Annotated in this window: 12 protein-coding genes; 9 read left to right on the top strand and 3 right to left on the bottom strand. The window is 73.8% G+C overall.

Features of this window, described 5'->3' with window-relative positions:
- Positions 1-23 precede the first annotated feature (23 nt).
- Both LG395_RS06320 and LG395_RS06315 read left to right on the top strand, forming a co-directional pair.
- On the top strand, positions 24-674 hold the full coding sequence (locus tag LG395_RS06320) for an ATP-binding protein (protein WP_225808729.1): 651 nt from the start codon (positions 24-26) through the stop codon (positions 672-674).
- A 206-nt stretch (positions 675-880) separates the two neighbouring features.
- On the top strand, positions 881-1,843 hold the full coding sequence (locus LG395_RS06315) for a DUF5926 family protein (RefSeq protein WP_225808728.1): 963 nt from the start codon (positions 881-883) through the stop codon (positions 1,841-1,843).
- Positions 1,844-2,104: 261 nt separating this feature from the next.
- On the opposite strand, the gene LG395_RS06310 is transcribed toward LG395_RS06315, so the two are convergent.
- Entirely contained in the window at positions 2,105-2,713 is a 609-nt protein-coding gene (locus LG395_RS06310; RefSeq protein WP_372463207.1) for a hypothetical protein, read from the bottom strand.
- A gap of 55 nt (positions 2,714-2,768) precedes the next feature.
- Positions 2,769-3,434: a bifunctional DNA primase/polymerase gene (locus tag LG395_RS06305; RefSeq protein ID WP_171154798.1), complete on the bottom strand. Its 666-nt coding sequence runs from the start codon at positions 3,432-3,434 to the stop codon at positions 2,769-2,771.
- 613 nt (positions 3,435-4,047) lie between these two features.
- On the opposite strand from LG395_RS06305, the gene LG395_RS06300 reads away from it, so the two are divergent.
- The 3 genes from LG395_RS06300 to pdxR all read left to right on the top strand — a co-directional run bounded on the left by LG395_RS06300 (position 4,048) and on the right by pdxR (position 8,596).
- A complete protein-coding gene (locus tag LG395_RS06300) occupies positions 4,048-5,433 on the top strand; it encodes a PP2C family protein-serine/threonine phosphatase (protein ID WP_225808727.1) in 1,386 nt (461 codons plus the stop codon).
- A gap of 158 nt (positions 5,434-5,591) precedes the next feature.
- Entirely contained in the window at positions 5,592-7,076 is a 1,485-nt protein-coding gene (locus LG395_RS06295) for an aminopeptidase P family protein (protein ID WP_225808726.1), read from the top strand.
- A gap of 122 nt (positions 7,077-7,198) precedes the next feature.
- The gene (pdxR, locus tag LG395_RS06290; protein ID WP_225808725.1) at positions 7,199-8,596 is read left to right on the top strand and encodes a MocR-like pyridoxine biosynthesis transcription factor PdxR; all 1,398 of its coding nucleotides are present in this window, start codon (positions 7,199-7,201) and stop codon (positions 8,594-8,596) included.
- Here pdxR and LG395_RS06285 read toward each other — a convergent pair.
- Positions 8,586-9,029, bottom strand: a complete 444-nt coding sequence (locus tag LG395_RS06285) for an ATP-binding protein (RefSeq protein ID WP_225808724.1) — start codon at positions 9,027-9,029, stop codon at positions 8,586-8,588. The genes pdxR and LG395_RS06285 overlap by 11 nt on opposite strands.
- Positions 9,030-9,215: 186 nt before the next feature.
- On the opposite strand from LG395_RS06285, the gene LG395_RS06280 reads away from it, so the two are divergent.
- The 4 genes from LG395_RS06280 to LG395_RS06265 all read left to right on the top strand — a co-directional run bounded on the left by LG395_RS06280 (position 9,216) and on the right by LG395_RS06265 (position 12,193).
- Positions 9,216-10,079, top strand: coding sequence for a hypothetical protein (locus LG395_RS06280; RefSeq protein WP_225808723.1), 864 nt, complete (start codon positions 9,216-9,218; stop codon positions 10,077-10,079).
- A gap of 173 nt (positions 10,080-10,252) precedes the next feature.
- The gene (locus LG395_RS06275) at positions 10,253-10,975 is read left to right on the top strand and encodes a YcnI family copper-binding membrane protein (protein ID WP_171154786.1); all 723 of its coding nucleotides are present in this window, start codon (positions 10,253-10,255) and stop codon (positions 10,973-10,975) included.
- 103 nt (positions 10,976-11,078) lie between these two features.
- Positions 11,079-11,732, top strand: coding sequence for an SCO family protein (locus tag LG395_RS06270; protein WP_171154784.1), 654 nt, complete (start codon positions 11,079-11,081; stop codon positions 11,730-11,732).
- Positions 11,729-12,193: a copper chaperone PCu(A)C gene (locus LG395_RS06265; RefSeq protein WP_171154783.1), complete on the top strand. Its 465-nt coding sequence runs from the start codon at positions 11,729-11,731 to the stop codon at positions 12,191-12,193. The genes LG395_RS06270 and LG395_RS06265 overlap by 4 nt, the downstream gene beginning before the upstream one ends.
- Positions 12,194-12,204 lie beyond the last annotated feature (11 nt).

Below are 12,204 nucleotides of genomic sequence, written 5' to 3'. Positions count from 1 at the left end.
CGCTGCGTGTCCGCCCGTGTCGAATGCGTCACCGGAAGAGGACTGGCCGGTTTCCGGCACAGGCCGGGAGGGCATCCACCCCATGGCGTGGGGCGAAGGAGGTCTCGGGGGTGGCGTTGGTGGTGGCACAGGAGGTGCCCACGTCGTCGAGCATGGCCGTACCTCATGGCCCTGCGGGCGTGGGGGAGGCGCGGCACCGGATGCGGGCGCAGCTGCGCAGCGGTGGCGTGTCCGAGTCGGTCATCGACGACGCCGTACTGATCCTTTCCGAACTGTTGAGCAACGCCTGCAAGCACGGGCGGCCCCTGGGGGACGCGTCGGCCGGGGACGGGGACGTCCGTGCCGCCTGGCGGGTCGACGCGCGCGGGCGGCTCGTCGTGGAGGTCACGGACGGCGGCGGCCCGACCCGCCCGGCGCCGGCCACGCCCTCGGTAACCGCGCACGGCGGTCGCGGGCTGAACATCATCACGGCCCTCGCCGACGACTGGGGCGTCCGGGACGACGTCCACGGCGAGGTGACCGTCTGGGCGCTGGTCCACGAGGACGTCCACGATCCCGATGCCGGGTGCCGCCGCGACGGTTTCGCTACGCGCGTCACCAGATCCGCGCCGCTGCCCGGCCTGTCCGGCCTCACCGGCCTGGACTTCACCGAGGCGTTCGACGAACTGGACTGAGCCGGGGCGGTCCCGCGTCGCCGGGGACCGTGCGGTCCCGCGTCGCCGGGAACCGTGCGGGCGGACGGCGTGTCCCCCGTCCACCGCCCGCGGATTCACCCACCGGCGTCGAGCGCGCGTGCGTTGTCCACAGGTTCCCGTCGGCCATGGTCCGAACGGCTAGGCTCCGGACGTACGAGAAGAGCCGTAACCGGGAGACACCCACCATGGCCAAGAAGCGACCCCAGACGAAGGCCAAGCCGCAGCCGATCGACGGGGAGATCCCGGTTGTCGGCGCCCGCGAACCCTGCCCCTGCGGCAGCGGGCGGCGCTACAAGGCCTGCCACGGCCGGACCGCCGCGCACGCCGCGACCGAGCTGGTGCAGCGCCCGTTCGAGGGACTGCCCGGCGAGTGCGACTGGGTCGCGCTGCGCGAACTGGTCCCGGCCGCGACGGCCGGGCTGACCCTGCGCGACGGCCTGCCCGAGGGCGTCCCGTCGGTCACCCTGGCCACCGTGCTGCCGATGGCCTGGCCCGCGCTGCGCCGCGACGACGGCTCGGTGCTGCTCGGCCTGCAGAACGACACGGCGTCCGGTGACATCAGCCGCGACCTCGCCGACACGCTGCTGCGGGCGCTTGAGGCCGCGCCCGGCACCCCGGTGCAGGGCCGCCGGGCCCCCGCCGAGGGTCCGCGCCTGCAGGATCTGCTCGACCCCGAGGGCGCGTTCGAGCCGGTCGTGCACAGCGGCTTCGAGTTCTGGGTGCCGGACGCGGAGAACGCCACGCCGGAGGTGGCGGCCTCCCTGGAGCGGGCCAACGCCGCCGCCATCCCGACCGTGAAGCTGTCCGGCGTGGACGCCGCGTACTGGTGCGAGACCCCGGAGAAGAACCATCTGCGCTGGGTCATGCCCCACCCGGAGGAGCAGCTTCTGGACGCCCTCGCGCGGTTGCACGCGGCGGGCCGGTCCAGCCTCGGCGAGGGCACCCGGCTCGTGGGCTCCTTCCGTGCTCACGGCCTGATCGTGCCGGTCTGGGACCTGCCGACCGGCGTCACCGCGGAGGACGTGGAGAAGCCGGCCGCCGAGTTCGCCGAGCGCCTCGCCGCCGCCCTCGCCGTGCGGGAGCCGCTGACTCCGGACGAGCGCCGGGCGCGCGGCGGCCTGACCAACCGGCAGGTCACGCTGAGCTGACGCCCGCGCCCGGGTGTCACGGCTGACTGGTCGGTCAGCCGTGACACCGGACCGTACGGCAGGTGACTCCTGTCACAACTCCCGGTTCGGACAGGGCAATCGGTGTCCGAATAGCCAACCCGGAATTTGCGAACCGCCGATCTCTTGTTACCGTTCCAGTAGCCCGGTTGCTGGTGCATCCCCCGTCGCCAGCAACCGGGTCTTTCCATGCCCGCATGCGGTGCGCCGCGCGGTCGCCGGCCGTCAACTCCCCCTGTCGGGTCAGGAGTTGCTGCCGGAGCGGAGCAGCAGTGCCCCCGCCGGGCCGTGCTCGGCGAACTCGGTGACGGCCGTGTAGGCGTCCGGTCCGCCCCGGCTGCGCTCGCGCGGCGTCTCACAGGTGGCGGGCTCGTCGTCGGCCCCGGTGGCGCAGCGCGTCTGCACGGTCCGGTCGTCCGGACCCATGAGGCTCAGCACGGAGTCCAGAGAAGCGCCGGTGGCGTTGCGGTAGTAGGTGCGCGCCCAGGTGTCCTCGCCCCGCGTCAGCACACAGGTCTGCGCCTCGATGCCCTCGGGCGAGGTCAGTTCGGGCCCGCAGCGGGCGGCGGTGGCGAGCCCCAGGCCGAGCAGGCGGGGGGAGCGGCTGCCGGTGTGGGGGCGGGTCCCGGCGTCACCGCGGGAGGCGGCCGGTACGGCGGCCCGGCCGGTGTCGCCCGCCTGCCGCGCGGAGGCCACGGCCAGCGGCAGCGCGGCCATGGCCGCCACGAAGCCCGCGAGGGCGAGCAGCCGGAGCCGCCGGGGGTCGGGCTTTCGGTGGTTCCGCCGGCCTCGGTGCGGCCGTGGCGCGCGGTGCGGCCGTGGGGCGCCATGGCCGCCGGGTTGACGCTGCATATGCGGACGATAACGAGCGAGCGGGGCTCGCCCGCCCCGCCCGCGCCCGACACCCCTACAACTCGGGCGCGCTCACACCCGTACGAGTGAGGGCGTCGACCACAGCGTCCACGACGGCCTCCACGTCGGGCACCCACGGCGCGGCCGACCCGGGCAGCGGCGCGCGCTCCCAGCGGACGGCGCCCTGGCCGGTCTCGGACGGGGGCAGCGCGAGATAGCCGCCCTCGCCGTGGAAGCGCAGGGAGCCGGGGACGAAGTCCTTGGCGTAGAGCAGTTCGCCGAGCTGCTCCATGGAGTACGGCTTGACGAGCAGCGCCCAGCGGGTGGGCGAGGCGATCACCGGTCCGAGCCGCATGCCGCGCCGGTCGAGCAGGGCGAGGGCGCGGGAGGCGGCGAGCGCCGGCAGGCTGACCGCGCAGGGCGCCTTGCCCCCGGTGGCCAGGACGATCGGGGCGGCCGGCCGGTTGGTCCACCACCAGCGCACCATGCGCGCGTCGGTGGTGGCGGCGAGCAGGCCGGGGTCGAAGGGGTGCGCGCCGGGCACCGTGCACTCCGGGTCGGGGCAGGCGCAGCGGGCCCGCCCCTGCGGGTCCGGCGCCACTCCGGGGAGCACCGGCCACTGCCACTGCGTCGCGAAGGTCAGGGCCGCGCCGATCAGTTCGGGCCTGCCGTCTTTACGCCTGGACAGAAGCCTGCGTCGCCTTCCGAGGATCTCGCGCATGAGCGCTCGTTCCTTTCCGTTGCACCGCTGGCAACACCGTGGGCCACATCACACCATGTGTCGATCACTTCACTGGGCGTACCTGTTGGCGCATCACACCCCCGCGCACGGCAGGGGGAACCCCGGGGGGGTCGAGCGTTGGCCGCGTCCGCGTCCATAGTGCGTCCATCAAAAGCACGGTTGCGGCGCGGGGGTGGCGAAGTCTGGCGTTTTGCCGTCGCGCGTGTTTCTCTCCGCCTCCGCCACGGGAGGATGGGGCTCGGCCGTCGGTGGCTATGACGCCCGGGTCCGTCGCCAGGTTCCGGGTGGCCCCCAACCACCCCTGGCCTTCTCCGAGTACGTACCCATCACGACCGCTGTGACGCTCCGTGGAGCAAGGCCAGTCGACCGCAATGAACCGATACCTAAGGCAGTTTTGAGCCAACTTGGCAGTAAGGCAAGGGGTTCGAGGAAAACCCTCACCAACCTCATGGACACCAGGAATCCCCGCAGGACAATGCTGGACATCCCCTCACGAGTGCGTGTACATGTGGAGACACTGCTAGCGGCGCAGAATGACATGGGGGTTTGCGATGCTTCTGAGCAATACGCACCGGTCTGAAGGCCGGACGCCATGAACGCCCCGCACCCTCCGAAAGTGGCTGGAATCGATTCAACAGTTTCCACTTCCGCCCACACTGCCGCACCCGCCTCCCCCGCCTCGGGTCCCGCCCCCGCGGTCCCCGCGCCGCACAGCCCCGCCCCCGGCGCCCTGCTCCAGGACCGGCTGGCCGGCTGGGTCTCCGACCTCACGACCCTCCACGAACTCACCGAGCGCCTCTCCCGCACGAGCGCCCTCGACCCCGCGCTGCACGAACTCCTGCGCGGCGGCGCCGCCCTGGTCGGCGCCCGCCGCGGCCTGGCCGTCCTGGAGCCCGCCGACGGCGACGGCCCCCGCACCACCCTCGGTCTCGGCCTCGGCCCCGCCGATCTCGGCCACCTCGAGACCGTGCCGCGCGCCGCCCTGCCGTACGACACCAGCGGCGCCGCCGAGACCGTGCACGCCGACCTGTTCGCCGAGGACGGCCTGGACCCGCGCCACCGCGAGGTGGCCGCCCGCCTCGGCTACGCCGCCAGCTACTCCCTCCCGCTCGCCACCGAGTCCGCCGGCCGTCTCGGCGCCGTCGTCTGGCTCTACGACGAACCGGCCGAACCGCACGAGCGCCGGCGCCACCTGGCGGGCCTGTACGTCCGGCACGCCACCGAGCACCTCGCCCGGCTACTGGAGGTGGAGCGCACGCGCGCGTGCGTGGCGACCCTCACCGGGGAACTGCTGCCCGCCCGGCTGCCCCGGGTGCCCGGCGTCCAGCTGGCCGCCCGGCACCGCACCGGCCCGCGCGGCGGCGGGGACTGGTACGACGCCCTGCCGCTGCCGGAGGCCGCCCTCGGCCTCTCGGTCGGCTCGGTCACCGGCTCCGGGCCGAGCGCGGTGGCCGCCATGGGGCGGCTGCGCGCCTCCCTGCGCGCGTACGCCGTGATGGAGGGCGAGGACCCGGTCGCCGTCCTGTCCGACCTGGAGCTGCTGCTGCGGCTGACCGAGCCGGCCCGCTCGGCCACCGCGCTGTTCGCCTACTGCGAGCCCGCCGTGCGCAAGGTCACCCTGGCCGGTGCCGGGCACAGTCCGCCGCTGCTGATCGGCGAGCGGCGCACCGAGTTCGCCGAGACCTCCGTCTCCGCGCCGCTCGGCATGCTCGCCTGCTGGGAGGCGCCCAGCGCGGAGATCCAGGCGGAGGCCGGCGAGACGGTCCTGCTGTACACCGACGGGCTGCTGCACCGCACCGGCGACCCGATGGACCGGGCCTTCGCCCGGCTGCACGCCGCCGCCGCGGGTGTTCCGCGCGCGCTGCGGCAGGATCCGGGAGCCGTCGCCGACCACGTCCTGCGCGCGGTCCTGCCGGACGGCCTGGACGCGGCCGACAGCGAGGAGGACGTGGTCCTGCTGGCGGCCCGCTTCGACTGAGCCGCGCGCTCCGGGCGGCCGGCATGACCGGGCATAACAGGTCATCCGCCCCCGCCCGCTCCTGGTACGACCGTACGATGATGGTGGTCCCCGCCCGGCCACAAGCAGGAGCGTCGCGGGCCCCCGGGGGAGATCACTGGCGTATCGAGGAGGATCACGTGTCCGACGAGCTCAACCCGGCCGTCCCCGACTCCGCTACCGCGGAGGGCCCGGAGACCGAGGCCGAGGAGACCGTCAAGCAGCGGAAGAACGGCCTGTACCCGGGCGTCTCCGACGAGCTTGCCGAGAACATGAAGTCCGGCTGGGCCGACACGGAGCTGCGTGACCTGGAGCCGATCCCGCAGGCCACCGAGACCGCGCGCCGCCGCGCCGCGCTCTCCGCACGCTTCCCGGGCGAGCGCCTGGTGATCCCGGCGGGCAACCTGAAGACCCGCTCGAACGACACCGAGTACCCCTTCCGCGCCTCCGTCGAGTACGCCTACCTCACCGGCAACCAGACCGAGGACGGCGTCCTGGTGCTGGAGCCCAGGGGCGACGGCCACGAGGCCACCCTCTACCTGCTGCCGCGCTCCGACCGCGAGAACGGCGAGTTCTGGCTCTCCGGCCAGGGCGAGCTGTGGGTCGGCCGCCGGCACTCCCTCACCGAGTCCGAGGCGCTGTACGGCATCCCGGCCGCCGACGTGCGGGAGCTGGCCGACAAGCTCCGCGAGGCCACCGGCCCGGTCCGTGTGGTGCGCGGCCACGACGCCGGCATCGAGGCGGCCCTGACCGACAAGGTCACCGCCGAGCGCGACGAGGAGCTGCGCGTCTTCCTCTCCGAGGCCCGTCTCGTCAAGGACGAGTTCGAGATCGGCGAGCTGCAGAAGGCCGTCGACTCGACGGTGCGCGGCTTCGAGGACGTCGTCAAGGTCCTCGACAAGGCCGAGGCGACGAGCGAGCGCTACATCGAGGGCACGTTCTTCCTGCGCGCGCGCGTGGAGGGCAACGACGTCGGCTACGGCTCCATCTGCGCGGCCGGCCCGCACGCCTGCACCCTGCACTGGGTCCGCAACGACGGCCCGGTCCGCTCCGGCGACCTGCTGCTGCTGGACGCCGGCGTGGAGACCCACACCCTCTACACCGCCGACGTCACGCGCACGCTGCCGGTCGGCGGCACGTACAGCGAGATCCAGAGGAAGATCTACGACGCCGTGTACGAGGCCCAGGAGGCCGGTATCGCGGCCGTGAAGCCGGGCGCCAAGTACCGCGACTTCCACGACGCCGCGCAGCGGGTGCTGGCCGAGAGGCTCGTCGAGTGGGGCCTGGTCGAGGGCCCGGTCGAGCGGGTCCTGGAGCTGGGCCTCCAGCGCCGCTGGACCCTGCACGGCACCGGGCACATGCTCGGCATGGACGTCCACGACTGCGCCGCCGCGCGGACCGAGACGTACGTGGACGGCACGCTGGAGCCGGGCATGGTGCTCACCGTCGAGCCGGGGCTGTACTTCCAGGCCGACGACCTGACCGTGCCGGAGGAGTACCGGGGCATCGGCGTCCGGATCGAGGACGACATCCTCGTGACGGAGGACGGCAACCGGAACCTGAGCGCCGCGCTGCCCCGGCGGTCGGACGAGGTCGAATCGTGGATGGCCTCCCTGAAGGGCTGATCTGCGTTTGAATGGCCGGGTACCGGGGAGGTGCCCGGCCATTTCGTCTGCGGGTGGCGCCGTGGCCGGCCGCGGGGTTCCCCGCGCCCGCTCGGGGCGCGGGCAGTGACGGGGGTGGAAACGTGGACGACTTCTGGTCGGGCGTCGGTGTCGACCTGCATCTCGAACCCGACGCGGCCGACGGGCGCCGGGCAGGGCTCGAACGGGCCCTCAGGGACGCCGTACGGGACGGGCGGCTCGGGCCGGGCACCCGCCTGCCGGCCACCCGGCGGCTCGCGACCGACCTCGGGATCTCCCGCGGCACCGCGAAGGCCGCCTACGACCAGCTGGTCGCCGAGGGCTACCTGACGGCACGGCAGGGCTCGGGCACCCGGGTCGCCGAACTGCCCGCCGTGCAGGCGGAGGAGCCGGGCACGGACACGCGCGCCCGGGCGCCACGCCTCGACCTGCGCCCGGGCAGTCCGGACGTCGGCGCGTTCCCGGCGGCGGCCTGGCTGCGGGCGCTGCGCCGCGCCATAGCGACGGCACCCTCGCTGGCGTACGACTACGGCGACCCGCGCGGCCGGATCGAGCTGCGCACCGCGCTCTCCGGCTACCTGGGGCGGGCGCGCGGGGTGCTGGCGCCGCCGGAGCGGATCGTCATCACCTCGGGCTACGTGCAGGGCCTGGCGCTGCTCACGCGGGTGCTGGACGGCGCCGCCGTCGCCATGGAGGACCCGGGTCTGCCCTTCCACCGGGAGGTGGTGCGGCACAACGGCGGAACGGTCCTGCCGGTGCCGGTCGACGCGCGCGGGGTACGCCCCGAGGAGCTGGACGGGGCCGCGGCCGTGGTGGTCACGCCGGCCCACCAGTACCCGACCGGGGTGACCCTGCACCCCGAGCGGCGCCGGGCGCTCACCGACTGGGCACGCGCGCGCGGCGGGCTGATCGTCGAGGACGACTACGACGGCGAGTTCCGCTACGACCGCCAGCCCGTGGGCGCGGTGCAGGGGATGGCGCCGGGCCAGGTGGTGTACCTGGGCACCGCCTCCAAGACCCTCGGCCCGGCGCTGCGGCTCGGCTGGATGGTGCTGCCGCCGCACCTGGTCGACGCGGTCGCCGACGCCAAACTGCACAGCGACCACCACACCGAGACCATCGGCCAGCTCGCGCTCGCCGAGCTGATCGACAGCCACGCGTACGACCGCCACGTGCGCGCGTGCCGGCTGCGCTACCGGCGGCGCCGGGACCAGTTGCTGGACCGGCTGGGGGCGCGCCGGAGCGTGCGCGGGATCGCGGCCGGGCTGCACGCGCTGATCGAGGTGCCGGACGAGGCGGCCGTCCTGGAACGCGCGGAGGCGGAGGGACTGGCGCTGGGCGCGCTCGGCGACCACTGGCACACGCCGGGCCCCGGCCGGCCCCAGGGCCTGGTCGTCGGCTACGGCACCCCCAGGGAGCGGCTGTACCCGGAGGCCCTGGAGACGCTGGCGAAGGTCCTCGGACAGGTCGGCGGCACCGGCAGGGCGACCGCTAGGCCGTGAGCAGGGACGGGTCCTTGCGCCATTTGAGGATCTTGTCGAAGCTGACGACCGTCCCGCCCCGGCCGGACTTCGGGCCGATGTGCACGTGGTCGGCCAGTTCGCGGATGAGACAGAGGCCGCGGCCGTGCTCGGCGTCGGGGCGGGCCGGCCGGGTGTCGGCCGGACGGGTGAAGCCGGGACCCGCGTCGGTCACCTCGATACGGCACTTCTCCCCGTCGAGGTAGGCGGTCACCCGGTACGCCTCCGGGGCGCCGCGGGCGGTGTCCCCGCCGTGCTCGACGGCGTTGGCGCAGGCCTCGCTCAGGGCGACGGACAGGTCGTAGGAGATCTCCGGGTCGACTCCCGCCGTCTCCATCGTGCCGATCAGCAGTCGCCGGGCGAGCGGCACGCTGGCGGCCTCGCGCCGCAGATGGAGTGACCACCAGATGCTCATGCTCCAGCCTCCCGGCCGCGGCTCGACATACCGTTACGTATTGCCGCCCGTAGGCGGCCGTAAGCACTGCGTCGACGTGTCTGCGCCCATCCGGCCGATGCGCCGGGGGAGGAATCGGTGTATGAGGGGCGCCTCAGGCGCCCTGCCGTAGGCGCGCGGTGAGGGCAGTGCGATGATGACCCCGCCATGACTGCCCCCCACCCGCGCACGGCGCACTCCGGAGCCGGGCTCCGGATCCTGCGGGCCGCGGTGTTCGCCGCGGTCTGCGTCGCGCTGGCCGCGGGCGGGCACTCCCTGGCCTCCTGCGCGCCCGTGCCGCTGTGGACGCTCGGCGCGGGCTTCCTCGGCGCCCTGCTGCTCGTGGCACCGCTCGCCGGGCGGGCCCGCTCGCTGCCGGGCATCGCCGTGCTCCTCGCCCTCGGCCAGACCGTGCTGCACACCCTGTTCGGGCTGGGCCAGCACGGGATGACGATGGCCTCCGCCGGGATGTCGACGGGCGCGACGGGGCCGGCGGCCGGCGGGCCGGCGGGCGCCGCGCTGAGCGACAGCGCGCTGGTCGAGCGGGCCGCGCGGCTCGTGTGCGGCTCGACCGCCGCGTCCCTCACCCCGGGACACGCCTTCCGCCTGCTGCTCGACGCGCGTCTCATCGACCGCGCCGGCCGGCCGACGTCCTCCGCCCTGGCCGGCTACGAGCACGTCCACGACGCCGCCGGCGCCTCGGCCGGCCTGCTGCCCTCGCTGCCGATGCTGCTCGGCCACGTGCTCGCGGCCGTCGCCGCCGGCTGGCTGCTGCGCCGCGGGGATCTCGCGGTGCTGCGGCTGATCGAGCTGTCGGCGCATGGAGTCGCGGAGGGGGCGCTCGTACGATCCCTGCGCGCGGCTCTCGCGCTGACACGCGCCCTGTGCGCCGGGCTGCTGCCCGCCACCGGGCCGGGCCCGCGCGGCCCGCGTCCCGACCGGGACGGGGCACCGGCCCCGCACACCGCCGTACTCCAGCACACGGTGATCCGGCGCGGCCCGCCCGCCGCCGCCCTCCTCCTCGCCGCCTGACGCGGCCACCACTTCCCGACACGGACCCGGTGCGCCGCCGACGCGCGGCACGCGCGCGTGCACGTTCCCGGTCAGCCGAACGGCCGATTTCGGTGCCGCACTGCCACATCACGGGGCACACGCGCGTATCCCTCTTCATCACCGGTTCCCACTCGAAGTGGAGTGCTTCCTTCATGAAGGCTTCTCGTATCGCCGCCGCCGCCGCTGTCGCGGGCACGGCCGTCCTCACCCTGTCCGCCCCCGCCTTCGCGCACGTCTCCGTGCAGCCGGAGGGCACCGCGGCCAAGGGCGGCTACGCGGTCGTGGACTTCAAGGTCCCGAACGAGCGTGACAACGCCTCGACGACCAAGGTCGAGGTGAACTTCCCGGCCGACCACCCGATCGCCTCGGTGATGCCGGAGGCGATCCCGGGCTGGAAGATCGACATCACCAAGTCCAAGCTGGCCAAGCCGCTGACCATGCACGGCGAGAAGATCGACGAGGCCGTCACCAAGGTCACCTGGACCTCCGACGGCAAGGGCATCGAGCCCGGCTACTTCCAGAAGTTCCCGCTCTCCCTGGGCGCGCTGCCCGAGAACACCGACCAGCTGGTCTTCAAGGCGGTCCAGACGTACTCCAACAAGGAGGTCGTCCGCTGGATCGAGGTGCCGCAGGAGGGCCAGGACGAGCCGGAGAACCCGGCCCCGGTCCTGGAGCTGTCCGCCGCCACCGACGACCACCACGGCACGGCGAGCGCCGAGAAGACCGCCGAGAAGACCGGGCAGACGGCCGCCGCCGCGGACTCCGGCGACGACAGTGACACCACCGCGCGCGTGCTCGGCGTGGTCGGCATCGTCGTCGGCGTCGCGGGCGTGGCCTACGGCGTCCTCGCGGGCCGCCGCCGGACCGCCGCCTGACCCTCCGTTCCACCGCGCGCACCGGGGGCCGTACCACCCCGCCACCCGGACCGTCGCACGACCCCGGTGCGCGCCGGAGTACACACATCTGGGACATTTCTCTATGCGCAAGAAGACGTTCACCGCGGCCGTGCTGCTCGCCGCCGCCACCTTGACCCTCTCCGCCTGCGGCAGCGGCGACGACGGCAAGCCGCCGGTCACCGTGGTCTCCGGAGGGTCGGACGCGGACAAGGCCGCCACCGTGCTGGACCAGCCGTTCGACAAGCCGGACCTGGTCCTCACCGACACCCACGGCAAGAAGTACGACCTCCGCAAGGCGACCCAGGGACACCCGACCCTGGTCTACTTCGGCTACACGCACTGCCCCGACATCTGCCCGACGACGATGAGCAACATCGCCGTCGCCAAGAAGGCGCTGCCCAAGGCCGAGCAGAACGACCTCCGGGTCGTGTTCGTCACCACCGACCCCGGCCGCGACACCCCGGCCGAGCTGGGCAAGTGGCTCAAGGGCATCGACCCGCAGTTCATCGGCCTGACCGGCGACTTCGCCAAGATCCAGGCCGGCGCCCGGTCCGTCGGCATCTCCGTGGAACCGACGACGAAGGACAAGAACGGCAAGCTCGTCTCCGTCCACGGCACCCAGGTCGTCGCCTTCTCGCCGAAGACCGACGCCGGGTACGTCCTCTACGGCGAGGACACCACCGTCGACGACTACACCAAGGACCTGCCCAAGCTCGTCGAGGGAGCCACCCCGTGAGGTGCCGCGCCGCCGTCCTGACCACGGGCGCGCTCGCCGCGGCCCTGGCCCTCACCGCCTGCTCCGGGTCCGGCTCGGAGCCGGGCCGGGCCGAGCTGTCCGTCGGCTCCTCCTACATGCCCCAGCCCGTCTCCGCGGACATGGCCGCCGGGTTCCTGACGATCACCAACAAGGGCGGGGCCGGGGACGAACTGACCTCGGTCACCAGTGACGTCGCCGGCGAGGTGACCATGCACAGCACGGTCGGCGGGGCCATGACGCAGAAGTCCTCCTTCGCGATACCGGCCCACGGACGGCTGGTGTTCCGAAGCGGCGGCAACCATCTGATGTTCGAGCGGCTGAAGCGTGCGCCGAAGCAGGGCCAGACGGTCACCGTGAAGCTCACCTTCAGCAAGTCCGGGCCGGTCACCGTCGAGATGCCCGTGAAGTCCGCCACGTACAACCCGTCGACCGGCCACTGAGGGAGGGACCA

Source organism: Streptomyces spinosus (assembly GCF_020400655.1).
Lineage (GTDB): Bacteria > Actinomycetota > Actinomycetes > Streptomycetales > Streptomycetaceae > Streptomyces > Streptomyces argyrophylli.
Note: the sequence above shows the minus strand (reverse complement) of the source record. Positions and strands in the feature narration are given on the sequence as shown.